Source organism: Natrinema sp. CRL1 (assembly GCF_059162405.1).
Window position 1 is genome coordinate 181,460 of the sequence record NZ_JBLVOY010000002.1, and the last position, 23,326, is coordinate 204,785.

24 protein-coding genes are annotated in these 23,326 nt (G+C 65.0%); 12 read left to right on the forward strand and 12 right to left on the reverse strand.

Translation table 11 applies throughout. The features are described 5' to 3' along the window. Nucleotides 1–123: 123 nt before the first annotated feature. Nucleotides 124–570, forward strand: coding sequence for a DUF5518 domain-containing protein (locus ACJYUO_RS06690; protein ID WP_494344614.1), 447 nt, complete (start codon nucleotides 124–126; stop codon nucleotides 568–570). Nucleotides 571–762: 192 nt separating this feature from the next. On the opposite strand, the gene ACJYUO_RS06695 is transcribed toward ACJYUO_RS06690, so the two are convergent. The 3 genes from ACJYUO_RS06695 to ACJYUO_RS06705 form a co-directional block, all read right to left on the reverse strand. After that, a complete protein-coding gene (locus ACJYUO_RS06695) occupies nucleotides 763–1,737 on the reverse strand; it encodes an ABC transporter substrate-binding protein (protein ID WP_494345381.1) in 975 nt (324 codons plus the stop codon). Nucleotides 1,738–1,976: 239 nt separating this feature from the next. Continuing rightward, nucleotides 1,977–3,155 (reverse strand): ABC transporter substrate-binding protein, encoded by a 1,179-nt coding sequence (locus tag ACJYUO_RS06700; protein ID WP_494344615.1) that lies wholly within the window; start codon nucleotides 3,153–3,155, stop codon nucleotides 1,977–1,979. Between the two features lie 121 nt (nucleotides 3,156–3,276). Next, nucleotides 3,277–4,023: an SIMPL domain-containing protein gene (locus ACJYUO_RS06705; RefSeq protein ID WP_494344616.1), complete on the reverse strand. Its 747-nt coding sequence runs from the start codon at nucleotides 4,021–4,023 to the stop codon at nucleotides 3,277–3,279. A gap of 141 nt (nucleotides 4,024–4,164) precedes the next feature. Between ACJYUO_RS06705 and cysK the strand changes: the two genes are divergently transcribed. The 3 genes from cysK (at nucleotide 4,165) to ACJYUO_RS06720 (ending at nucleotide 6,141) form a co-directional block, all read left to right on the forward strand. Next, nucleotides 4,165–5,106, forward strand: coding sequence for a cysteine synthase A (gene cysK / locus ACJYUO_RS06710; RefSeq protein ID WP_494344617.1), 942 nt, complete (start codon nucleotides 4,165–4,167; stop codon nucleotides 5,104–5,106). A gap of 127 nt (nucleotides 5,107–5,233) precedes the next feature. Continuing rightward, on the forward strand, nucleotides 5,234–5,563 hold the full coding sequence (locus tag ACJYUO_RS06715) for a DUF7577 domain-containing protein (protein ID WP_494344618.1): 330 nt from the start codon (nucleotides 5,234–5,236) through the stop codon (nucleotides 5,561–5,563). 263 nt (nucleotides 5,564–5,826) lie between these two features. Then, entirely contained in the window at nucleotides 5,827–6,141 is a 315-nt protein-coding gene (locus ACJYUO_RS06720; protein WP_494344619.1) for a HalOD1 output domain-containing protein, read from the forward strand. A gap of 50 nt (nucleotides 6,142–6,191) precedes the next feature. Here ACJYUO_RS06720 and ACJYUO_RS06725 read toward each other — a convergent pair whose 3' ends face one another. Then, on the reverse strand, nucleotides 6,192–6,944 hold the full coding sequence (locus ACJYUO_RS06725; protein WP_494344620.1) for a hypothetical protein: 753 nt from the start codon (nucleotides 6,942–6,944) through the stop codon (nucleotides 6,192–6,194). A 386-nt stretch (nucleotides 6,945–7,330) separates the two neighbouring features. Between ACJYUO_RS06725 and thsB the strand changes: the two genes are divergently transcribed. Next, a complete protein-coding gene (gene thsB, locus ACJYUO_RS06730) occupies nucleotides 7,331–8,998 on the forward strand; it encodes a thermosome subunit beta (RefSeq protein WP_494344621.1) in 1,668 nt (555 codons plus the stop codon). Between the two features lie 319 nt (nucleotides 8,999–9,317). Continuing rightward, entirely contained in the window at nucleotides 9,318–11,255 is a 1,938-nt protein-coding gene (locus ACJYUO_RS06735; RefSeq protein ID WP_494344622.1) for an ABC transporter ATP-binding protein, read from the forward strand. Between the two features lie 123 nt (nucleotides 11,256–11,378). On the opposite strand, the gene lrp is transcribed toward ACJYUO_RS06735, so the two are convergent. Then, a complete protein-coding gene (gene lrp / locus ACJYUO_RS06740; RefSeq protein WP_494344623.1) occupies nucleotides 11,379–11,840 on the reverse strand; it encodes an HTH-type transcriptional regulator Lrp in 462 nt (153 codons plus the stop codon). Between the two features lie 123 nt (nucleotides 11,841–11,963). On the opposite strand from lrp, the gene glnA reads away from it, so the two are divergent. Then, nucleotides 11,964–13,319 (forward strand): type I glutamate--ammonia ligase, encoded by a 1,356-nt coding sequence (glnA, locus tag ACJYUO_RS06745; protein ID WP_494344624.1) that lies wholly within the window; start codon nucleotides 11,964–11,966, stop codon nucleotides 13,317–13,319. 52 nt (nucleotides 13,320–13,371) lie between these two features. Here the strand turns inward: glnA and ACJYUO_RS06750 are convergent, their stop codons facing one another. Next, complete coding sequence (locus ACJYUO_RS06750; RefSeq protein ID WP_494345382.1) at nucleotides 13,372–14,016, reverse strand: metallophosphoesterase family protein; 645 nt, start codon at nucleotides 14,014–14,016, stop codon at nucleotides 13,372–13,374. A 159-nt stretch (nucleotides 14,017–14,175) separates the two neighbouring features. Between ACJYUO_RS06750 and ACJYUO_RS06755 the strand changes: the two genes are divergently transcribed. After that, nucleotides 14,176–14,445 carry a hypothetical protein gene (locus ACJYUO_RS06755; RefSeq protein ID WP_494344625.1) on the forward strand — a complete coding sequence of 90 codons (270 nt, stop codon included), beginning with the start codon at nucleotides 14,176–14,178 and terminating at the stop codon, nucleotides 14,443–14,445. 9 nt (nucleotides 14,446–14,454) lie between these two features. Here the strand turns inward: ACJYUO_RS06755 and ACJYUO_RS06760 are convergent, their stop codons facing one another. After that, nucleotides 14,455–15,297, reverse strand: coding sequence for a helix-hairpin-helix domain-containing protein (locus tag ACJYUO_RS06760; RefSeq protein WP_494344626.1), 843 nt, complete (start codon nucleotides 15,295–15,297; stop codon nucleotides 14,455–14,457). 190 nt (nucleotides 15,298–15,487) lie between these two features. Here ACJYUO_RS06760 and ACJYUO_RS06765 point away from each other — a divergent pair, with 190 nt between their 5' ends. Next, nucleotides 15,488–16,006 carry a gamma carbonic anhydrase family protein gene (locus ACJYUO_RS06765; protein WP_494344627.1) on the forward strand — a complete coding sequence of 173 codons (519 nt, stop codon included), beginning with the start codon at nucleotides 15,488–15,490 and terminating at the stop codon, nucleotides 16,004–16,006. Between the two features lie 59 nt (nucleotides 16,007–16,065). Here ACJYUO_RS06765 and ACJYUO_RS06770 read toward each other — a convergent pair whose 3' ends face one another. The 4 genes from ACJYUO_RS06770 to ACJYUO_RS06785 form a co-directional block, all read right to left on the reverse strand. Further along, complete coding sequence (locus ACJYUO_RS06770) at nucleotides 16,066–16,569, reverse strand: hypothetical protein (RefSeq protein ID WP_494344628.1); 504 nt, start codon at nucleotides 16,567–16,569, stop codon at nucleotides 16,066–16,068. 78 nt (nucleotides 16,570–16,647) lie between these two features. Next, nucleotides 16,648–17,775 carry a pyruvate dehydrogenase (acetyl-transferring) E1 component subunit alpha gene (gene pdhA / locus ACJYUO_RS06775; RefSeq protein ID WP_494344629.1) on the reverse strand — a complete coding sequence of 376 codons (1,128 nt, stop codon included), beginning with the start codon at nucleotides 17,773–17,775 and terminating at the stop codon, nucleotides 16,648–16,650. 77 nt (nucleotides 17,776–17,852) lie between these two features. Then, entirely contained in the window at nucleotides 17,853–18,980 is a 1,128-nt protein-coding gene (ygfZ, locus tag ACJYUO_RS06780; RefSeq protein WP_494344630.1) for a CAF17-like 4Fe-4S cluster assembly/insertion protein YgfZ, read from the reverse strand. A gap of 39 nt (nucleotides 18,981–19,019) precedes the next feature. Continuing rightward, on the reverse strand, nucleotides 19,020–19,316 hold the full coding sequence (locus ACJYUO_RS06785; protein ID WP_494344631.1) for a DUF6432 family protein: 297 nt from the start codon (nucleotides 19,314–19,316) through the stop codon (nucleotides 19,020–19,022). Between the two features lie 200 nt (nucleotides 19,317–19,516). Here ACJYUO_RS06785 and ACJYUO_RS06790 point away from each other — a divergent pair, with 200 nt between their 5' ends. The 3 genes from ACJYUO_RS06790 to ACJYUO_RS06800 all read left to right on the forward strand — a co-directional run bounded on the left by ACJYUO_RS06790 (nucleotide 19,517) and on the right by ACJYUO_RS06800 (nucleotide 21,752). Next, nucleotides 19,517–20,644, forward strand: coding sequence for a DUF7093 family protein (locus tag ACJYUO_RS06790; protein ID WP_494344632.1), 1,128 nt, complete (start codon nucleotides 19,517–19,519; stop codon nucleotides 20,642–20,644). 216 nt (nucleotides 20,645–20,860) lie between these two features. Next, a complete protein-coding gene (locus ACJYUO_RS06795) occupies nucleotides 20,861–21,247 on the forward strand; it encodes a DUF5611 family protein (protein ID WP_494344633.1) in 387 nt (128 codons plus the stop codon). A 316-nt stretch (nucleotides 21,248–21,563) separates the two neighbouring features. Next, nucleotides 21,564–21,752: a hypothetical protein gene (locus tag ACJYUO_RS06800; protein WP_494344634.1), complete on the forward strand. Its 189-nt coding sequence runs from the start codon at nucleotides 21,564–21,566 to the stop codon at nucleotides 21,750–21,752. Between the two features lie 31 nt (nucleotides 21,753–21,783). On the opposite strand, the gene ACJYUO_RS06805 is transcribed toward ACJYUO_RS06800, so the two are convergent. Beyond that, nucleotides 21,784–23,295, reverse strand: coding sequence for a heme-binding protein (locus tag ACJYUO_RS06805; protein WP_494344635.1), 1,512 nt, complete (start codon nucleotides 23,293–23,295; stop codon nucleotides 21,784–21,786). Nucleotides 23,296–23,326: the final 31 nt, after the last annotated feature.

Here is a 23,326-nt window from a genome sequence, read left to right on the forward strand (position 1 = left end):
CTCCCGCTTCGACCGTTGCGATTCGTTCCATTCGAACGAACAGCGCCGCCTGTCTGTCGCCCGTCCTCGAGGCGTGACCCGGCTGTCCAAACAGTTATAGGATTACCAACACTATCGGCGAACGTGTTTCGGCTCCGCTACTGGCGGTCCCTCCTGGCCGACGATAGCTGGCGGTACGCAATCGTGGGCGGTGTGCTGGCGCTTCCGTTCGTGGCCCGTTCGTACCAGCGAACGGGGACGACTCTCGAGTTCGAGGCGCTATTCGTCGCCGGACTCCTCGTCGGCTATTTCTTCCGGGGAACGACGGACGAGGTGTCCCGCGTCGGCTCCCGAACCGGATTCGTCGGTGCACTGCCGGTGCTGGTGTGGCTGCTGTCGGATACGGCGGTGTTCCTGTTCGTCGAACTCGGTTCGCCGTACGAGTTTCGCCTCGTACAGCTCGCTTTCCTGATCATGTTCGTCGTAATCGGCGTTCTCATCGCAGCCCTCACGGGAGCGATCGGCGCGAGGGTCGGCAACTGGCTGCGCGGGAAATTCGGGGTCGACCGATCGAGAGCCGTTTCGCAGTGAGCTACTACGGGGGTCGCTCGAGAGGCCCTCACTGGTCGACCGACGAGGGGGCTCACGGAACGGTCTATAGTAGCTCTTGAAACGACTTACACACTGATCGCACCGCTATCCTGCGATCGGGTGTGCATTGACTTTCAAGAGCTACTATAGTCGCGTTCTGTGTCTCGAAAACGGAGTACTGAGTGATCGCCGTCAGAACTCGCCGCTGATGATCTCGGCCACGCGCTCGCGGTCGAACAGCGTCGCGTCTGCGAACGCGTCGGGGTAGATGTCCTTTGCGGCGCGTTCGGTATGGTAGTAGTTGATGATCGGTCCCTGATCGAGATAGCCGGCATTGTAGACGGCCTCGTCTCGGACGGCCTGTATCTCGCTCGCGACTTGGTCGTTCTGTAGCGGCTCGAGGACCGCTTCCCGAAACTCGGAGTCGGACTTCCCGCCGTGATTGCGCACCAGCAACACCTCGGGATCGATCTCGAGGAGGCTCTCCAGATCGAGTGTCCCTCTGTCGGTATAGCTGTAGTGGCCCACGTCGGTCGCGGCGAGTGCATCCGTCAGCCCGAGATCACGCCACTGCTTGGTGCTAATGCCGCCGTCATCGAATCGGAAGGGGAAGAACTCTGTTCCCGAGCCGCTGGCCGGGTAGACGAGCATCGCGTTCGGTCGCTCCGCTTCCGACGGCAGTCGCTCGTCGATCGTCGCGAGCATTTCGTCGTGGAGGTCGACGTACGCCTCGTAGCGGTCTCGTGCCTGAAAGACCTCGGCCATCAACTCGAGGGCCTCGTAGAGGTCGTAGTAGCGGTAATCGTGCCACTCGTCGCTGTGACGGCGAATGAAGTTGCCGAAGAAGGGACCGACCTCGTCTCCCACTTTATCGACGTCGGACCGCTCCCAGTCGTACCAGTGTGTCAGTATGTGCGGGTCGACGAAATGGACGTCGGCGTTCATTTCGTAGAATAGTTCCCTGTCGACGCCGCCTTCGACCAGTTCCACGACGTCGTCCTCGTCGAACTCGATACCCGGAAGTTCCTCGTACGCGTCGGTTCCGAACCGAGCGTGGTTCTGGATCCCGAGTGTCTGGCCGCCGCCGAGTGCGAATCCCATGTCCGCATACGTCGGTAGCACCGCGGTCCACTCCTCGGGCGGGCCGTCGAATTCGACCTCGCCCATCGGCTCCATCGAGACCGTGTACGTCTCGCCGCTGGAGGTGTCCGTGCCGCCGCCGCTGATACATCCCGCGAGGAGCATCCCCCCGGTGACGGCCCCCGAACCGATGAATTGCCGCCGCGTCGTCTCGCTCGATTTCATCGCTCCCAAATTTTTAGGCCGGCCTAAAAACAATATCGGTTGCTCGGTCGTTGCGCCGATCGGCGCTACCCTGTGTCGCCGTCGGAACCGTCGGCAGTCAGCTACGCTCCGTCGGTGACGATCTCGGCCACGCGCTGGCGGTCGAACAGCCGTTCGTCCTCGGGGATCTCGGGATAGGACGCACCGGCCTCGTAGCCGGGCCACTCGCCGAACTGCTCGGGGTAGAGCTGCTTGGCCGTCATCTCGAGTTGGAACAGGTTCATGATCGGTCCCTGATAGCGCATGCCGCTGGCGGCGACCCGGTCGTTCTCGACCGCAGTCAGGTCGCTGCCGGCGGGGTGGGATTCCAACCGGTCGCGGATGTCGTCGATGGAGTACTGCGATGTGATCCCCCAGAGGTGGAGGATGATATCCGGATCGGCCTCGAGCATCGTTTCGTAGTCGATTTCTCCCCAGTCGCCCGACCACTCGACATCTTCGAGCGCGTCGTGTGCGCCGAGCGGTCGCGTTTCCGCCTGCCAGAAGCCGGACGTGTTGAGGTTGTAAGTATAGAAGACGCCGTCACCGAGCGTGACTCGAGCGACGGTCGGCCGTTCGCTCTCGGGAGGCAAGTTCGACTCGATGTGCGATCGGGTCTCCTCGTAGACCTCGTTGAGCGCCTCGTATCGCTCCATTTCCTGAAAGACGGCGGCGACCTTCTCGAACAGCTCCCAGAGCGTGTAGTACTCGTAGCTGTCGGTGTAGGCCTCGGCCGGCTCGCTGTGAACGCCGCTGTGGTAGCTGCCGATCCACGGGCCGACGGTCTCGGAAATCTCGTCGATATCGGACTCGCCCCAGTCGGTCTGGGTCGTCAGAACGTAGGAGGGATCGAGGAAGTGGACATCGCTCTCCGCGTTGTAGAGTTGTTCTTTCGTTACGCCGCCGTCGAGCGGGTTCTCGAGGTCCTCCCACTCGAACGCATCGACACCCTCGAGCCGATCGTAAAACTTGTTCATCGTCGTCCCGGACATCTCCGGCGCAAAGAGCGTCTGGACCGCGTCGCCGTGGCCGAGCGCGACCGCCATGTCGGCGTACTGTGTGAACGTGACGAAAGCGTTCTCCGGCACGCCGTCGAACTCCGCCTCACCCATCGGTGCCATCGACACCGTATACGAGTCGCCCTCGCTTTCCGAGTCGTCACCGTTCCCACCGATACAGCCGGCCAGCGCCGCGCTCCCGACTGCGACCCCCGTTCCGAGGAACCCCCGTCGCGTTCGATCGAACTGGTTTGATCCGTCCATACGGTTTAGGTGAACCTAATAATCCAAAAACCGTTCGATTGAGGCCGCCCGAAAGCCCACGCAACTGTCGTGACTCTCGTGGCGTGCTCGTGCACCAGTGCCGATCGGCGCGGTTACGCGGTTACTCGGCGAACGTGTACGTCACCGTGGCGCTGGCGCGTACGCTGACCGGATCCGCCTCGATCTCCGTGGGGGGTGCCGCACCGCTGCTCGCGTCATCACTTGCGACGCTCTCCCGCACCGGCTGGATCTGCACGTCGCCGGTCGTCACCGATGTCGTCCCCTCGAGCGCGACCCCGCGGTTGTCAGCGACGTGGGAGGCCTCCTCGTCAGCGTTTGCCAGCGCGGCGTCGATCGCGTCTTTCCGCAGCGCCGAGCGCGTCCCCTCCTGGAGCGTAAAGCTCACCCGGCCGATGTCGTCGGCTCCGGCCTCGATCGACGCGTCGATGACCTCACCGACCCGATCGACGTCGGTGACCGTCACCTCGAAGGAGTGTGCTCCCTCGAACCCCTCCGCATCTCGGCCGTGTCTCGGGTGGACCCGATAGCTCCCTTCCTCGACGTTCTCCTCGGGGATGCCGAGTTCGTCGAACGTCCCGCGAAGCTGCTCGGCTCCCGTCGCCAGTTCGTCGGTCACCGCGTCGGCGCTCTCGCCGGTGGCCTGGACGCCGACGCTGACGGTCGCCCGGTCCGGGTCGGCGTCGACCTCGCCGCTCGCGCTGACCGTGATCTCGCCGGCGGCTGCGGTCGTGTTGGCGTCCGATTCCGGCTCGGCGGCGTCGTTACTACTGAGCGGATTGCTCGCACAGCCCGCAACCGCCGCTGTCAGGCCGATACTCGAGGCCGCGAGGAACTGTCGTCGATCCATGACTAATCGATCGGCGGGAACGGAAAAAAGCCCACCCCAAGCTCAAAGGGGTCTTTCACTCTCGCGCGGCCGATCCGTCGGTAACCCCGCCGAAGACGTTCGGCGAAACTGGGAGTGCGGTTCCGGCGGTCGAATACGATAATGGACGGAACCGTCGAACCCGCGGCCGAGATCGATGCCGTCGAGCGCGTCGACGAACTGATCGGCGAAACACCGCTGGTGCGATTGGACGGCTTCGCCGACAACTGCTACGGAAAGATCGAGTCGCACAACCCCTACTCGGTCAAGGACCGCATCGCGCGGGCGATCATCGACGCCGCCGAGGAAGACGGCGCGCTCGAGTCCGGCGGCACCGTCGTCGAATCGACCAGCGGCAACACGGGCATCGGGCTGGCCGCCGTGTCGGCCGCCCGGGGCTACGACTGCGTGCTGACGATGCCGGCCTCGATGTCGACCGAGCGCCGTCAACTCCTGCAGGCGTTAGGGGCCGACCTCGAGTTGACGCCCGCCGAGGACGGGATGGGCGGCGCAAACGAGCGCGCCGCGGAACTGGTCGCCGACCACGAGGATGCGGTCCTCGCCCGGCAGTTCGAGAACGAGGCCAATCCCGCGGCCCACCGCGAGACGACTGGCCCCGAGATTTGGGACGCGACTGACGGCCAGGTCGACGCAGTCGTCGCTGGCGTCGGCACCGGCGGGACGATCACCGGGATCTCGGAGTACGTCAAAGAGCAGCGAGGGAAAAGCGAGTTCACGTCGGTTGCGGTCGAACCCGCCGCGTCGCCGACCCTCTCGGAACTGAGTTCCGACGGGCACGACATTCAGGGTATCGGCCCCGGCTTCGTGCCCGACATCCTCCGGACCGAACTCGTCGACGAGACCCGCGCCGTCGAGGCGTCCGCCGCGAAAGCCGCGGCCCGCAAACTGGGCCGCAACGACGGGCTGTTGGTCGGCATCTCCTCGGGCGCTGCGCTGGCCGCCGCCGCCGACTACGCGACCGAGCACCCGAACGAACTGACCGTCGTCGTCCTCCCGGACACCGGCGAACGCTACCTCTCGACCGACCTCTACGACCTCGAGTAGCCCGACGAGCGGTCGGTTCGGCGTCGTCGCTCCCAATCCCGTCGGCGTGATAGGTGTCGCCGTCCTGACTCTCTGTGTTCCGAAAATCGGGGAATATCCAAGTGGCTCGAGAACGTACCACACGGCGATGGAGCTCTGGGGCTGGCTCATCGGCTACGTCGCGTTGTTCGCCCTATTGCACCTGTTACTGTACTATCTGTACGTCCGTCGCGACGACGGGGACGGCGACCGCGCGCCCTCCTTCGCCGACCCCGACCGCGCGAGCGTGCGGTCCTCGCCCGGTCCCGACCGGTACCCCCGCGCCCCCGACGATATCAGCGATACTGAGTGGGGAGACGAGGATCGCGAACCCGACCTCGAGGGAGAGACGATCCGGTGTCCCCACTGCGGCGCGCGAAACGAGGCCGATCAGACGTTTACGTACTGCTGGAACTGCATTTCGGGGCTGCGACAGTGAGACGACTCGAGCGCCTAGATGACGGAAGCCGGATTCCTGCCGACTGCAGCGAGCAGACGGAGACCGGCACACCGGGTACCGGTTCACCCGTCCGTTCGTCACTACCGTTTTACCCCCACTTCGGCCCGACCACACACTCCGTTCTCTTTGGGGAGAAATACAGCCCAATTGAGTGATATCTGGGTTCGATCTGAAGAGTCCGGCCGGTAATGAACGATTACGCTTTTGGTCTCCAAACAGAGAGTGGGTGGTGACGAACCGCTATGTACGGACACGCTTCCCCCGCCTCGCAGTCTCGCTCTCCACCCCTGTATCGCGCCTCCCACGACCCGAACGGGCCGGCGACGCTCAGCACGACCGTCGTTCACGCGCTCGCGGACTGTTTGGGCGTCGACGTAACCGACAGCCGCATCTCGCTGTACGACACCGTCGATCCGGACGCACTAGACGCGCTGTTTCGGCCGCGCCACGACGGCTCGCCGCGGGCCGGCGGCACACTCTCCTTCGTCGTCGAGGGCCACCGCGTGACCGTCCACGGGGACGGCGAAATACTGATCGAACCGCCCGCGCGACGCTGACGCCACAGTCCGTTCCTCCTCGAGTCGTCTGTCGCCGCAAAAATCGGTCGCTACGCCTCGAGATCGGTCGCGAGCCGCTCGAGGTGGTCGACCCCGACGACGGCGACCACGTCGCCCGGCTCCGAGCGGATCGCCTCGAGGCGCTCGATCATGCAATGTTCGCGCGTGTCGTCACGATAGGTGAGCGCGCTCCCGTCCGTCTCGACGCTGCCGAGCAGCGCCTGTACGCCGGCGACGTGTGACCGCTCGTGGCTGGCTTGCTGTGCCGGCGCGTCCTCGGGCTCGCAGTCGTACTCGACCTGTTCGCCGGGTACGACGGTCATCGAAGTCGCGTGGGTCAGCGTCGCGGCGACCCGACAGGCGAGGGCCTCGCGGGTCGCGCCGCCGACGCTCGAGAGGACGCGCCGAGCCGTCGCGGGCGAGACGCGGTCGGCGACCAGCCGTGCGACGAGCCGCCGGCAGAACGACAAGTTCGGCGCGTCGATCCCGACGTGGTCGGCGTCAGGGGCGGCGCGGATCGCCGCGCTCATCTCGCCACCGAACCGTGGCGGCGTCGGGTCCTCGGTGTCGCCATCGTGGGCGTAGACACGATACAGCGGCATCGCGACGGGCGGCAGTTCGAGGGCGAGCGTCTCCGGGTCGACGCGCTCGAGGACGCGCTCGACGCGGGCGATGCTGGCGGGGTGGTCGTGGACGACGCCGAGGAGAACGAGGTCGCCGGCGTCGCCGGCGAGCCGGCGACAGAACTGGGGGGTGATCCGCGGGTCGTCGAACGATTCGGGAAAGGACGGGGACTCGTCCATTGCTCGAGTGGTAATACGGGACTACCGGGATAACCCTTCTGTTGTGTTGACTCGGTTCCGAGTCAGGGTTCGGAGGCCGATCGGCAGCGGGCGAGAATCGTTGCAGCCGCACAAATCGTTCGTTATCTCCGCGACGAACCGGAAACTTCGGTGACGAACACGGATCCCGATCACGCTGACAGCACCGATCGCGGAGCATCCAATATAAACGCACCGTCCGGACGTTCGATTGGGAACGAGTGACGATCGATCGCCGACGGCGATAATCGCCGCCACCGTCTCTCACTACGGCGGTTTTAATCACCAAATCGGTATCCCGGTCGCCGCTGCGGGCAAAGCGATTCGGAAAGTTTTATGTAGAATCACAATCAATCATTCACTCGACTATGAGTCAGCGAATGCAGCAGGGGCAGCCGATGATCGTAATGAGCGAGGACTCCCAGCGCGTCAAGGACAAGGACGCGCAGGATTACAACATCAGCGCCGCCCGTGCGGTCGCTGAAGCCGTCCAGTCCACGCTCGGCCCGAAGGGCATGGACAAGATGCTCGTCGACTCCATGGGATCGGTGACGATCACCAACGACGGCGTCACCATCCTCAAGGAGATGGACATCGACAACCCGACGGCCGAGATGATCATCGAGGTCGCCGAGACCCAGGAAGACGAGGCCGGCGACGGCACCACGACCGCCGTCGCGATCGCCGGTGAACTCCTCAAGAACGCCGAGGACCTCCTCGAGCAGGACATCCACCCGACGGCGATCATCAAGGGCTTCCACCTCGCCAGCGAGCAGGCCCGCGAGGAAATCGACGACATCGCGACCGATATCGACACCAGCGACGAGGACCTCCTCAAGAAGACCGCCGAAACCTCGATGACCGGCAAGGGCACCGAGGTCAACAAGGAGCACCTCGCCCAGCTGATCGTCGAGGCCATCCGACAGGTCACCGTCGAGGACGAGAACGGCGACAACGTCGTCGACCTCGAGTTCCTCAACATCGAGACCCAGACCGGCCGTAGCGCCGGCGAATCCGACCTCCTCGAGGGCGGCATCGTCGACAAGGACCCCGTCCACGACAACATGCCCCGCTCGGCGACTGACGCCGACATCCTCCTCCTGAACGAGGCCATCGAGGTCGAGGAGACCGACGTCGACACCGAAGTCTCGGTCACCGACCCCGACCAGCTCCAGAAGTTCCTCGACCGCGAGGAGAAACAGCTCCGCGAGAAGGTCGACACGATCGCCGACCTCGGCGCTGACGTCGTCTTCTGTCAGAAGGGTATCGACGACCTCGCACAGCACTACCTCGCCAAGGAAGGCATCCTCGCAGTCCGCCGCGCCAAGAAGTCCGACCTCGAGTTCCTCTCGGAAGTCGTCGGCGCGTCGATCGTCTCCGACCTCGAGGCCGCAACCGAGGCCGACCTCGGCTTCGGCGACGTCACCCGCGACGAGGAAGACGAGCTGTTCTACGTCGAGGGCGAGGACGCCCACGGCGTCACCCTCCTGCTTCGGGGCTCGACCGACCACGTCGTCGACGAACTCGAGCGCGGCGTCAACGACGCGCTCGATGTCGTCGCACAGACCGTCTCCGACGGCCGCGTCCTCGCGGGCGGCGGCGCAATCGAAGTCGAACTCGCCTCGCGCCTGCGAGACTTCGCCGACTCCGTCTCCGGCCGCGAGCAGCTGGCCGTCGAGGCCTTCGCCGACTCGCTCGAGCTCGTCCCGCGCGTGCTCGCCGGGAACGCGGGTCTCGACTCGATCGACACGCTGGTCGACCTGCGTGCGGCCCACGACGACGGCGAGATTACGGCCGGCCTGAACGTCTTCTCGGGCGATGTCGAGGACACCTTCGAGGCCGGCGTCGTCGAACCGGCCCACGCCAAGGAACAGGCAGTCACCTCCGCTGCTGAGGCGGCCAACCTCGTGCTCAAAATCGACGACATCATCTCCGCCGGCGACCTGTCGACCGACAAGGGCGACGACGAGGGCGGCCCCGGCGGTGCGCCCGGCGGCATGGGCGGCATGGGCGGTGGCATGGGCGGCATGATGTAAGACTAAATTTTGCTCTGCGGGCGCGGCGAAGCCGCGCCCTCGGCAAAATTTAGTATAAAATCACTCCTCTTCCCTCTCCGTTCGCGTTGCTCACTTCGAGTCAGTCGTCGGCCCGAACGCGGCTTCGCCGCGCTCGGTGAACGGCATCGTTCGGGTTCTCCGAACCACTCACTCGCCGATGCTTGTTGAAGGAAAGTTCAAATAACCGATCTGCTCACGACGATTTTGCGCGCTTGTGCTGACTGGTTCCATCACGAGCGTCAGAAACACCGCCCGAAACCGTGTTTGGTTTACGGGTCGAACCGGTACCGGCTCGGCAGTGAGTTCTCACGAGGACGGAACGCCGTTCGACGCCTACCGGGAGGATGTCGACCGGCCGCTGACACGGTTGTTTCGCGAGTACGCGCCCGGTCGGCTCGGCTGGTTTTCCGCGGGGATGGTCGCGAACTTCGTCGCGCGGATGGCGAGTCTGGTCCCGCCGCTGTTGCTCGGCGTCGCGATCGACGCGATCTTCGTCGGTGAGAGCGCGTTCGAACTGCCGATCGTCCCGAACGTGTGGCTGCCGACCGACCAGGTAGCACAGTTCTGGTTTACAATCACCACCGTCGCCGTCTCCTTTCTCGTCGTCGCCCTCTTTACGTGGATCTACGGCGTCACCGCCAACCTGTTCGCCCACGGCGTGATGCACGCGGTCCGCGTCGACTCTTTCGAGAAAATGCAACGGCTGGATATGACCTTCTTCGACGACAAGGAGACCGGCGAGGTCATGGCGGTGCTGAACAACGACACCCAGAACCTCGAGATGTTTCTGGACAACGCGCTGATGAACTCCGCGCGGCTGCTGGTGATGGTCGGCGGAATCGCCGGCGTCCTCTTCTATCTCAACTGGCAGTTGGCGCTCGTCACCCTCGTCGCGATCCCGGCGATGATCGGCTTTACGATCTGGTTCATGCGCGCGGTCGAACCCCGGTACGTCCGCCAGCGCTCCGCGGTCGGGTGGCTCAACACCCGCCTCGAGAACAGCCTCGCCGGCGTCGCCCTGACGAAGACGACCAACAGCGAGGGCTACGAGATCGATCGCGTCCGGCAGGCCTCGCGTCGGCTCTACGAGGATACGATGGCAGTGTTGCGGCTCTCGTACTTCTACCGGCCGGGCATGGAACTGCTCGCCGGACTCGCATTCGCCGGCACCTTCCTCGTCGGCGGCCTCTGGCTGACGACGGGGACCGCACCCGGCCCGCTCACCGGCACCCTCTCGGTCGGCGACTTCGTCGTCTTCCTCTTCATGACCCAGCGGATCGTCGGCCCGCTTGCTGAAGTCTCGAACATCGTCGACCAATACGAGAACGCCAAGGCCTCGAGCGAGCGCGTCTTCGGCCTGATGGACATCCCGGTCCACGTCGCGGATCCGGCCGACCCGACGGCCATCGAGCCCGTCGAAGGCCGCGTCGAGTACGAGGATGTTACTTTCAGTTACGAGACGAGTGCTACACGGACCGCTGATAGCACCGATGCGACGGCGTTCGAAGAGCCCGTCCTCGAGAACGTCTCCTTCGCGGCCGCGCCGGGTGAAACGGTCGCGTTCGTCGGTCCGACGGGGGCCGGGAAATCGACGCTGCTCAAACTCCTGCTCCGGCTGTACGACGTGCAAGCGGGTTCGGTCCGGATCGACGGCCACGACATCCGGGACGTAGCCCTCGCCGACCTCCGCTCGGCGGTCGGCTACGTGAGCCAGGACACGTTCCTCTTCGACGGCACCGTCGCCGATAACGTCCGTTACGGCCACTTCGATGCGTCCGACGAGGCCGTTCAGGAGGCGGCGAAAGCCGCTCGAGCCCACGAGTTCATCACTGACCTTTCCGAGGGCTACGAGACCCGCGTCGGCGAGGACGGGGTCAAGCTCTCAGGTGGCCAGCGCCAGCGGATCGCGCTCGCTCGCGCCGTCCTCACCGACCACGAAGTGTTGATCCTCGACGAGGCGACCAGCGCCGTCGACACGAAGACCGAACTACAGATCCAGCGCTCGATCGACCGGCTCACCGAGGATCGCACCACCCTCGTCATCGCCCACCGCCTCTCGACGATCCGGGAGGCGAACACCATCCTCGTCCTCGAGGACGGCGAGATCGTCGAGCGGGGAACCCACGAGGAGTTACTCGCGGCCGACGGCGAGTACGCGACGCTGTGGACGGCCCAAGCCGGCGATCGCGAGGCGGCGGCCGACGCGCTGGTCGATAGCCAGTCGTCTCTCGAGTAGCGTAGCGAATCGGAAAACGATCGTCAGAACGGGCCGGGGCTCATACGGTTTACTGTACGTCATTTCCGGCGCAACCGCGATTCGGGCGGCGGTTACGCCGGTACATCGGTACAGCAATCCGTATCAGTCTTCTCTGACTTCGAGTTCGAACTGCTCGTTCTCGGAAACGGCGTTGAGAACGACGCTTGTGTTCGAGGCCTTGATGTCCGGGTCGGTCAGCAGCTGTTTGATCTGGTCGTTCATCCCGTCGGTGTCTTCGAACTTGCCGATGGCGATCACGTCGTAGTCGCCGGTGACCTCGTAGACGCTGGTCATCTGGCGGTGCTCGCGCAGCGTCTCGGTGACATCGGGGAGCGCGTTCCCTTCGACCTGCAGTTGGATAACGGCGGTGACATCGTAGCCGACCGCGTCGTAATCGACCTTCGGCGTGTAGCCCTCGATCACGCCGTCGTCCTCGAGGTCGGAGAGGTGATTCGAGACCGTCGTGACCGATACGTCGAGGTCTTCGGCGAGGCTGCGCAGGCTCGCTCGGCCGTCGCCCAGAAGTGCATTCACTAGTTTTGCATCGAGATTTTCGTACGTCATCACATCTACCCTCGCACTGAGGCCTTTAGAACTTTACGAATATGCAGTTTACCGGTGGTCAGAGAAGATTTGCTTAGAACAGTAGTGTTTTAGTAGACGGGTTACGAGGATACGACGAGAAAGATGACAAGCGGAAACCTCACTGACGCCGAACAGGCGGTATTGGACGAGATCGAGGAACAGGACGTCGACTTCCTCCGACTGCAGTTTACCGACATTCTGGGAACGGTCAAGAACGTCTCCGTGCCGGCCCGACAGGCCGAGAAGGCGTTTACCGAAGGCATCTACTTCGACGGTTCTTCTATCGAAGGCTTCGTTCGCATTCAGGAGTCGGACATGCGGCTCAAGCCCGACCCCGACACCTTCGCAGTGCTCCCATGGCGTCAGAAAGAGGAGAGCGCTGCCGCCCGAATGATCTGTGACGTTTACGACACGTCGACGGGCGAGCCCTTCGAGGGCGACCCGCGTCGCGTGCTCAAAAACGCCCTCGACCGCGCCGATGAGATGGGCTATACGGTCAACGCCGCTCCCGAGCCGGAGTTCTTCCTCTTCGAGGAGGACGAGGACGGCCGCGCGACCACCAAGACCAACGACGCCGGCGGCTACTTCGACCTCGCACCGAAAGACCTCGCCAGCGACGTTCGCCGCGACATCATCTACGGGCTCGAGGAGATGGGCTTCGAGATTGAAGCAAGCCACCACGAGGTCGCCGAGGGCCAACACGAGATCAATTTCACCTACGACGACGCGCTCGCGACGGCCGACAACGTCGGTACGTTCCGCACCGTCGTTCGTGCGATCGCCGCCCAGCACGACCTGCACGCAACCTTCATGCCCAAGCCGATCCCGCGTATCAACGGCTCGGGGATGCACACCCACCTGTCGCTGTTCACCGAGGACGGCGAGAACGCCTTCCACGACGAAGACGACGAGTTTAACCTGAGCGACGAGGCCCACGCCTTCACCGCCGGGATCCTCGAGCACGCGCCGGCGATTACGGCGATCGCAAACCCCACCGTCAACAGCTACAAGCGACTGGTGCCCGGCTACGAGGCACCCGTCTACGTCGCCTGGTCCGATCGTAACCGCTCGGCGCTGATCCGCAAACCGGCCGCACGCACGCCGGCCGCCTCGCGCGTCGAGCTCCGTTCGCCGGACCCGTCCTGTAACGCCTACCTCGCACTCGCCGCCATGATCCACGCCGGTCTCGACGGGATCGAGAACGACCTCGACTGTCCGGATCCGGTCCGGGAGAACATCTACGAGTTCGACGAGGAAAAACGCGAAGAGTACGGCATCGATACGCTGCCGTCGAACCTCGGCGAGGCCGTCGAGGCCCTAGAGGAAGACGAGGTCATCTACGACGCCCTCGGCGACCACGTCGCGCCGAAGTTCGTCGAAGCCAAAGAACAGGAGTTCGAGGACTACCTCGTCGACGTCTCCGACTGGGAACTCGACCGCTACCTCGAGACGTTCTGAGGCGCCGACCGCCGCCGGCGTCGGTTCCGGTATTTTCGCCGCAGTTGCGTTTTCAGTTGGTTCCAGACAGGTCGTGTTCGTGACCCTCGAGCGCCAGCGTTTTGGGATCGAGCGTGTAGTATCGCTCCCACGCGGGGGCGAGACTGACGACGCGGGTGCCAGCGATCTCGGCCTCGCGGTGGCGATGGTGATGGCCGACCAGACAGAGGTCGGGCGAGATCGCCTCGAGCAGATCGTCGATATACTCGCAGCCGGGATCGTAGCCGTAGGACAGCAGGCCGTTCGGCGCTTCGTGCGTGAGAAAAACGTCGATATCCTCGAGAGCGGCGGCTCGATCGACGTCCTCGTGGGTGAAGTGACGGCGGCGCTCGCCCGCGAGTTCGTCCCGGGACAGGTCGTACCGCGTCGGGGCGAAGTTCCCCGAGAGCCCGGCGACGCGCAGGCCGTCGACCGTCGCCGCCGTGCTCGCGAGGAGGTGGACCGTGGTCGGTTCTCCGGGGTTTTCGCCCGTCCGTAGCGCCTCGATCACGTCGAAGTCCTCGTTGTTGCCCCCGATGAACCACGTCGGGGCCGGTAGGTCGTACCGCTCGAGGTCGCCGAGTTGGAGTACCCGATCGGGCTCGAGGGTTCGATAGAGTTCGAGCAGGGTCTCACACCGGTCGGGGTCGGACGCGTGGGCGTCGCCGAGGACGAGCATGCGTTCGGGTAGGGCGGCGGTCCGGATAGTCTCCGCGCCGAGTGCTGCCGGCTCATCGTGTCTTCGCAGGTACGTGGACGACGCCGTCTCGAGCGGATCGACCGCTTCCGGGCACATTCAGGGACGTAATTTAGCATTGTCGCCGGCGGAGCCTCGCGTATGGCTGAGACACCCGATGTCGACGCGGTCGAGACGGAAGACGAGTACATCCACGTCCGATTCCGAGATCCCGATCGGTACGACGAGATTCGAACGCCCGACTGGGCGGAGCAGCCGGCGGCGTCGGTCTCGGAGGGCAGCGAGGTCCGCACCGGAAAAGTCGAGGGAAAAGACGACTGGGAGGTCACCAGCGTCCTGATCGAGAAACACGTCGGCGAGGACAAAGCGAAAGCGCAGGCCCGCGAAATCGTCGAGAAGATCGAATCCTGAGAGGGTGACTTAGGCTTCGGCCTGCTCGATCCACTCCGCGGCCCGATCCTCGGGGATCTCGGCGGCCTCGGCGACGGCGTCGGTACCGGCCCGCGTGAGGTCGTCGACCGTCGCGATACCGGCCTCTGCGAGCTGCTCGCGGACGTCCGCGTCGATGCCCTCGATCGCCTCGAGCGTGTGCTCGGGATCGGTCTCGATCTTCGTGTGTGGCTCGTCGTGTCCCCGTACCGGAATCTGCTCGAGTCCCGTTTCGGTCTGTTCGGCGAGTTGTTGCTGGAACGTCTCGATCTGGTCGGCCTGCTGCTCGAGGAGGGACTCGATGTCGTCGGTCTGGCGCTCGAGTTGGTCCTCGAGCCGCGTCTGTAGCTCGCGGGTTCGCTCGAGTTGCTCGTCGAGTCGGCTCGAGAACTCGTCCGCGTTCTCGACCGTCTGCTCCTCGATCGACGCTGTGAGTTCGAGGAAGTGCTCGGTCTGCTCGTTGAGAGCGGTCTCGACGTCCTCGGAGAGCCCGGTTGCGGCGTCGAGATCTCGCTCGAGGTCGCGCTCGAGCGCGTCGTAAAAGTCCGCGTGCGTCGCTTTCAGCTGGTCGAACGTCTCGTCGATGGCGCGGTGGGCCTCGGCGTCGTCGCTCGGCAACAGCGCCGCCGCCGCGCTGACGTAGCCGTGGCTCGCCGCCTGTGCGAACTCGAGTTGCTGGCGCTGGAGCGACGCCTGGCTCGTGAGCCCGGCCAGTGCCATCGTGTCGACGTTGCGCTGGGTCGCCAGTCCCTGCTCGAGTAGCTGTTGGCTCTGTTTGATCGCCGTTCGCTGTACGTCGAACATCGTCCGGATCGGGGATTCTGACTGACTCATGTATTCAAGTACGGATTCGGTTCGATCAGGGATAAGGGCCGGGCTTGCATACCATTAGATGGTCCTGAATGGTTTCAAGAGGCGATATACTCGGGGATCGATTGTATCGGTTCGGACGACCGTCGCTCGCTGCTGACAGTCTCGACCGAGCTAGTGCGGTATTATCTCCGAAATCGTGGTCGGAGTCTCTATGGTCGACAGGCGAACGTACGAGTTCGAGGGGGACCGGCCGACGATCGACGACGCGGCGCGGGTGAGCCGGGAGGCGACGCTCGTCGGCGACGTCGTGATCGACGCGGACGCGAGCGTCTGGCCCGGCGTCGTCTGTCGGGGCGATATCGGTCCCGTCCGCATCGGACGAGAAACTCACGTCGGGGACAACGCCACGATTCACGCATCGCGGCTCGCGAGCGAGGTGATGGTCGGACACGGGGCCGTTCTGAACGAGGCGGTCGTCGAGCAACGAGTTCTGGTCGGGTTCAATACGACGCTCAACACCGACGTGACGATCGGCACCGGGAGCATCGTCGCCGCCGGGACCGTCGTCCCCGACGGCTACTCGATCCCGGCCGAATCGTTCGTCCGCGGCGTCCCCGCAGAAGTTACGCCGCTCGAGGAGACGGGCATCGACGCGGCGGCGATCCGCGAGGCGTTCGCGTCGGGGGAGTACACGGATCTGGCACAGCGCCACGAGGAACTGTTCGAGTGAGGTCGTGGGCTCGGTGGAGGACTGGCCCGGAAACGCGGAAGACGGCAGACTGGGCGCGACTACGCCTGCTGGGTCGCCGAGCCGATCTCGAAGATCTCACGGTAGAGGCTCTCGGCGAGGCGGTCGATGTTCGCCTCGGCCTCGCTGGCGTCGATCGTATCGCCGATGCCCTGCCACTCGACGGACAGTCGGGCAATCGGGACCAGCGCGATGCCGCCGATGACGATCTCGCCGTTGGGGGTGTGGACTCGCCACTCGGTTCGCATGCCGGTCGCCGACCGCGTCACGTCCTCGATCCGCCCGCCGGCCGCGCCCCAGCGCTCGACGAGGTCGTCGGTGAGCCGGCGGAGCTTCCGTTCGCCGAGCAGGTGAAGTGCGACACCGAAACCGGTCAGAAGCACGAACGCGGCGGCCGCCATCGGAAGCCCGCCGTACGGAACGTTTATTGACGCCGCGAGGCCGGCCGTCACGGCGACCAATCCGAGCACGCGCGCGTCGACCGCGCTCGGTATCGTCCCGCTCCACGTCGCCTCCGTCGTCTGAGACGACTGCTCGAGTTGCATATCGACTGGACATCGCGGCGAGGCCCGCGTAGTCGTTTGCCTGTCCCACTGTCGCGTTTATATGCACGCCTCGGGGACTCACTCGTCCTCGAGTAATGCCCCGTCGCCGTGGGTCTCACGGAGGGCCGCGAGATAGTCCCGCTGGGCCTCGAGTCGCGGGGTGGGCTCCGCGTAGGTGTACTCGAACATCTCGCTGGGGTCTCCCTCGACGGCCTCGGCGCGCTCAATCAGCGTCGCGAGCGTCTCCTCGATCTCGGACTCGATCGTCTCGATTCGGTCGTCCTCGAGAACCCTCTCGTTTCGCAGGTAGGCCTCGAACCGATCGATAGGGTCTTTCTCGCGCCACTGCTCGACCTCCTCGTCGTCGCGGTAGACGCTGGGATCGTCGGCCGTCGTGTGCGCGCCGTAGCGATACTGGACCGCTTCGATCAGCGTCGGCCGCGGCCGGTCGTCATCGCCAACGAGCGCTTTCTCCCGTGCGGCCGCCGTGACGACGTAGGTCGCAAGCGGGTCCATGCCGTCGACCTGTACCCCCTCGAAGCCGTAGGCGTGGGCCTTCTGTGCGATCGTGGCGCTCGCCGTCTGGCGCTCCCGCGGCACGGAGATAGCCCACTGGTTGTTGTTACAGAAGAAGATGTTCGGCGTATCGAACACGCCGGCGAAGTTCAGCGCCTCGTGGAAATCCCCCTCGGAGGTCGAGCCGTCGCCGAAGTGGACGACGCTCGCGCGGTCGTCGCCGTTCAGTTTCGCCGCCCACGACCAGCCCACCGCGTGGGGCAGGTGGCTGGCGATCGAGATGTTCAGCGGGAAGACCTCGATGTCGGCCAGCGCGGCGTTGCCGTCCTCGTGGCCCATCCAGTACAGCAGGTACTCCCACGGGAGCCCTCGCGCCGCCAGCGTCCCGTGTTCACGGTACTGAAAGGAGAGTAAGTCGTCGTCGGCCAGCGCGTACGTCGAGCCGATCTGGGACCCCTCTTGGCCGGCCAGCGAGGAGTACGTTCCCAGCCGGCCCTGGCGCTGCAGACTGATCATCCGCTCGTCGAACCGCCGGGAAAACCGCATGTCCCGGTACATCGATCGCAGGGTCTCCGCCTCGAGGGCCGGCTCTAACTCGGGGGCGACGACCGTCCCGTCGTCGTCGAGCACTCGGATTCGATCGTCCGGCGCTCGGTCAAAGAGGTCGTGCTCGAGGACGTCTCCTGACATGGATTGACCGTCGGCACCGGGACATATAACAGTAGCTCCGGCTGTCGGTCCGGACCGTCGACCGAGCCGGCAGGACCCTACTGATAGTCCGGCAGGCGGCCGGACCGATCCGATCCTTCGACGAACGGCAGTTCGGTGCGGGTCGCAGCCACCTCGTTGCCGCCGACCCGGACCGTCAGTCCGTCGCTCTCGAGGTCGTAGTCGACGATCGCGAGCGCGATCACCTCGCCGAGCATCGGGCTCTCCCCCGCGCGAGTCACCTCGCCGACCGACGCATCGCCGTCGAAGACGGCCGCGCCGGACTCGGGGACCGGTCGCTCACCGCTTTCTTCGTCTCCCTCACCCGCTCTCTCTCGCTCGAGGGTGAGCCCGATGAGCCTCCGGCTGGGCTGGCCGCGGTTCTCGACCCGGGAGACGACCTCCTGTCCGACGTAACAGCCCTTCTCGAAGTCGAGCGCGTTCCGCAGTCCGAGCACGTTCGGCAGTTCGCCCTCGAGTTCGGTGTGAAAGAGCGGCGATCCGGCCTCGAGAGCGAGGCTCTCGAACGCCCGATAGCCGAAGGGGGCGGCGTTCAACCCTTGGTTGAGTAGCGTGTCGTGGACGGCCGCGGCGTCGTCGGCGGCACAGATCACCTCGTAACTCTCCTCGCCGGTGAGTGCGTCGGTGCGGATGACCGAGACGCCCTCGTCGCCCATCGTCCCGCGGACGAACGAGTAGCGCTCGTCGGGCGAGCCGGCACCGTTGAGGACGCTCGCGATCTTCTCGGTGGCCTGCGGGCCGTGAATGCCAAAGACCGCGTAGTCGTCGGTCGCGACGCGGATATCGACGTCCTGAATGAACACCTTCTCGGACCACTCCTCGGCCAGCGGCTCGGCGGTTTCGGGCTGGGTGAAAAGCAGGAGTCGCTCGCCCGCGTTGTAGACGTAGAGTTCCACCTCGATCCCGCCTTGGGGGTCGAGGACGAGTGCGTAGCAGCCCTGCCCGTCCTCGGCCGGGACGCGGTTCGTGACGACGTTATCGACGTACTCGACGCGGTCGTCGCCCTCCACGACGAGCACGCCGTAGGCCGCCTCGAGCAACCCGACGCCGTTGCGGACCGCACGGTGGGTTCGCTCCGGACGGCCGTAGTGTTCGACGACTCGCCGGTCGGCGCGCTCGCCGAACGTGGCCCCGTGATCTTCGTGGATGGACTCGATGACGCTCATGCGTACTCCCTGGAGCCTGAGCGTATCAGGCGTTTCGATTCAAAAAGGGATTCGCTCGCGGAGCCACTCCCCGATCGACTGGTCTCCGTCCTCGTCTTCCGGCTCGTCGGGAACGACCCGCTCGGCGGGCTTGATCACCGTCTCCGAGCCCGAGTCGACGACGATCAGATTATCCTCCTTGAGCGTCGAGAGGGCCTCCTCGAGTTCGTCGATATCGACCTCGACGGCCGCGCGGAGTTCGAAGACGGTCATCCCGTCGTCGACGCGATCGACCAGCGCATCGAGTACCGCCACCTCGGTTCGCTCCCGGTTCCGGTACTCCCGCTTTGCTCTCATCTGTGTTCCTATTCGACAACCTGGGATTTGACGTTTGCCGTTCTACCCACGCTGTGCGGGTCCCCGTGAGTCCGATTGGACCCCGCTGGAAATAGTCCCGAGTCGCCTCGAGTCGCGTCCCAATCTGGTTGCGTGACTGTCACAAAACTGTGACTAACAGGCAGCACGTTTTTTATGGGATGGCTCGGTACGGTGGGACAATGGTCCTGCGATGTTCGCTGCTCGGACACGATTTCGGCGAGTCCGAAATCGAACGCGAGCGCGAAGAACGGGGCAGTGAAGTCGTCGTAACCGTCCAGGAGTACGAGGAGTGTGTCCGCTGTGGCGAGCGATCCGTCATCAGCGAGAACACCGAAGTGACCAGCCTCACCGCTGGGACGGACGCCCGCGACTCGTTGCCCGACGAGCCCGAGACCGAACCGCCCGAACCACCAGTCGACGCCCCCGACGATGCCGCCGCCGTCGAGTCCGATGCGGACGCCGGCTTCATCGATGCCGATGCTGACGATGGCATCGAGCGATCCGACGGCGACGACGCCGAATTCATCGACGCCGACGACACCCCCTCGAACGCCGGCGAGACGGAGACACCGCAGCCGGACTCGTCCCCGAACGCGGGCGATCCGGAGCCAAAGCCGGCTGACTTCGGTGGAGCGGCAGCCGACGCCGATGCAACCACCGACGCGGAGACGGGCACTGACACGGACGAGATCGACCTCCCGACCGACGAGAACGGCGAGCCCGTCACCGACGACGGCGAAATCCTCGAGGACGACGAGCCCTCGTCCGACCGAGACCGGGACCGCGACCACGGCGAGTGGCCCGACTCGAGCGACGTCGGCCCACCGGTCGGGGCGGAGTCGACGCCCGCCGACTGGCCGGACGACGCGGCCGAGGCCGATTCGGAGGCCGAGTCCGCCGTCGGAGCCACGGACCCAGATCCGGCCGAGGTCGACGACGATGCCGTCCTCCTCGACGACGATGGGCCGACGGACACCGTCGGAGCCAGCGCCGATAGTACCACCGACGGCACCGCCGCGGCCGCGACCGACGCCCGATCGGTGACAGCGGAGCCCCCGGCCGCCGATCAGGTCGACCCCGACGCCGATGCCGATCCCGACGCGGAGTCGGGGACCGGTATCGAGCGAGCCGCGTCCGCGCCGACGCCCGCCGAAAGCGGCGGTGCGCCCGCCGGGGACGTTCCGACCGAATTCTACTGCCCGCGGTGTGACTACGTCGCCGCCGGCGACCGCGGCTCGCTTCGCACCGGCGATATCTGCCCCGACTGCCGGAAAGGCTACCTCAGCGAGCGCGAGCGACAGCGCTAACGCCGACCCGGCGGCCGTTGGCGTTCTCTTTTTCTCCCGGTTCCCGCTCTCGACGACCAGTCGACTCGAGTCACGATCGGCTTGCGACTGTTTTTCTACAATCCCGCTCCGCCCGTCGTCCCGCGATATCCCCGGTCTCCGCGCTCGAGGACCCATCAGACACCCGAAACGTCGGGTATGAAAAGAGGTAAACACTCCGCCGTGTTTCTTCGAGCTATGAAGGAGTACAAGATGCGTCGCGGTGAATATCTCGAGGAGCGAATCCCTGACATGGAGTCGACCGTCGAGGACTACTTCGGCTCTATCACTGAAACGGAAGCGTACAAGGGCAGCGACCTCTTCGTCATCGGCGAGCCCGACAACCCCGTCTTCGAGAAAGTCGTCGTCGGGACCGTCGAGTACTCCGGCAAGAAGGACAAACTCGCCGTCGAATTCTACGAGCGCGATCCCACCGAACTCGGCCCCGACGAACTCGAGGCCGCCGGCGAAGCCGTCGACGCGAAAAACGACTTCCTGCTCGAGGCAACCGGTCGCGACGCCAAGTCCCGTCGTGACTCGATGAAGCGGACGGTCGAAGACGATCCGGATCACGACTTCGACTAACGAAATTTTACGCTGTCGTTCGAGAGAGCTCCGCTCTCTCGTGATGACGAAACGCCGGAGGCGTTTCGAACCACGGTCTATCGCGAGCGAGGCGAATAGCGCCTCGCTCGCGATGTCCCTCGGTAAAATTTCGATCAAAAGCACTCCTCTCTCCCCGTTGGGTCGGTCGTCGGCCCGCTCGCTTCGCTCGCGGCGGATTCGGTGGAGTGCCTGCCCTTCCCCGAGTCGTCCTCCCGGCCACAGCATTATTGATTTTCAATTCCGTTCCTCGCTGGCTTCGAAACGGCTTTTATCGGAGCGTCGAATCTTTCGGTCGATGGAAGCACAGGCGTTTCTCGCCGCGACGCTCGCCGCCCACGTCGGGTTCGCGATCTTCGTGACTGCCCACGCGTTCATGACCGATCGCGACGCCGGCAAGTGGCCGTTCGTAACGCTCGCGCTCGGACTGGCCGGGATCGCGGCCTACTTCTTCTACGACGAATCGACCGACTCGGACGAAAACTGAACTCGAGTCGAGGCGAACATCTGCGGTTGTTCTACGCGAGGAAGACGTGTCGGGGCCGCTCAGCCAGCACGTCGCGGCCGAACTCGACGGTTTCCGAGAACGCGTCGCTGCGGAAGAACTCCATGGCGTCCTCGCGGGAGTCCCACCGGCTGGCGATGAACATGTCGTTTTCGTCCTCGAGGTTTTCCAAGAGATCGGTCTTTCGGTGGCCGTCCATGTCGGCGAGGATGCCGGCGACATCGCCGAAGGTGTCGACGAAGTCGGTCCGGTGTTCGGGTTCGACGGTGTAGAACATCCCCATCGTTCCCCACGAGTCACCCTCGTCGTCGCCCGCCTGCCGGACGATATCGGGGAGGTCGGCGAGGAACCCGGCGGCCGTGCTCGCGGCGCGTTCGGTGTCCCAGAGGCTGACGACCGCGGTTTCGGCGTCGTCGCCGCCCGCTCGCGGCTCGTAGACGGCCGTCTTCACGTGCGTATCGTAGTGATCGAAGTTCCCGCGGAGGCCGTCGACCTCCTCGAACAGTTCGTCGGGATCGGCCGCGGAGTAGAGGACGACCGCGTGGACGTCCTCGCCGTGGGGTTGACCGGCGTAGACGCCGATGTCCTCGAGTTCGCTGCGGAGGTCCTCGTCTTCATCGTCGCCGTGGCCGTCCGACTCGCCGTCACCGCCGTGGTGGTGGCCGCCGGAGTCGCCGTGGTGGCCCTCGGAGTCGCCGCCCGCGTGTGAGTGGCCGTGTCCGTGGTCCGCGCCGCCCTCTTGCGGGACCGATTCGCCCGCGAGGAACGCGCCGAGGTTCGCCGGCGGGAACCGGCGGGCCGAGAGGAAGCGACCGAACTCGGCGAAGCGGGAACTCGAGGGATCGAAACGCATCTCGTAGAGTAGTTCCTTCACATCGGTCGGGTCGTCGCCGAACAGGGTGATGCCCCACTCGAAGTCGTCGAGGCCGACGCTGCCGGAGATGATCTGTGTGACCCGGCCGGCGTAGTCCTTGCCGATCTCGCCGTGGTTCGCGAGGTAGTCGGCCCGCTCGTCGAAGGGCAGTTCGTACCAATTGTGGTCGGGGCCGCGGCGCTTGCTCATCGGGTAGAAACTCAGGAACTCGCTGTCAGGAATCTCCGGTTTGAGCCGCGATTCGATGTAGCGCTCGAGGCCCGTATCCTCGACTTCAGCGTCCTCGTCGAAGTAGTCCTCGGACATGTAGCCCGAGACCTCCGTCACCGAGAGATAGGAGTCAGCCCGCTCCGTGAACTCGGCGAGAGCGGTGTGTTCGAACCGTCGCTCGAGGGTGTCGATGTCGTCGAGGGTCGGCCGCAGGTGGAGCACGAGCAGGTCGGCCTTGTGGCCGAGTACCGAGAACGTGGCCGACTCGCCCGCGTCGGCGTCGTCGACGGCCTCGCAGGACGCGAGGTAGTCGATGCCCTCGTCGATCGCCTGCGAGCGTCGCCGCTCGGGAGCCCCTCGCCAGGCGTCCCAGTCGATCGACCGGAAGTCGTGCAGAACGTACCAGCCTTCTTCCGTCTGTGGCGGTCGCCGTCGTTCCATAGTCGTGGGTTGGGACGGAGACGCTAAGAAG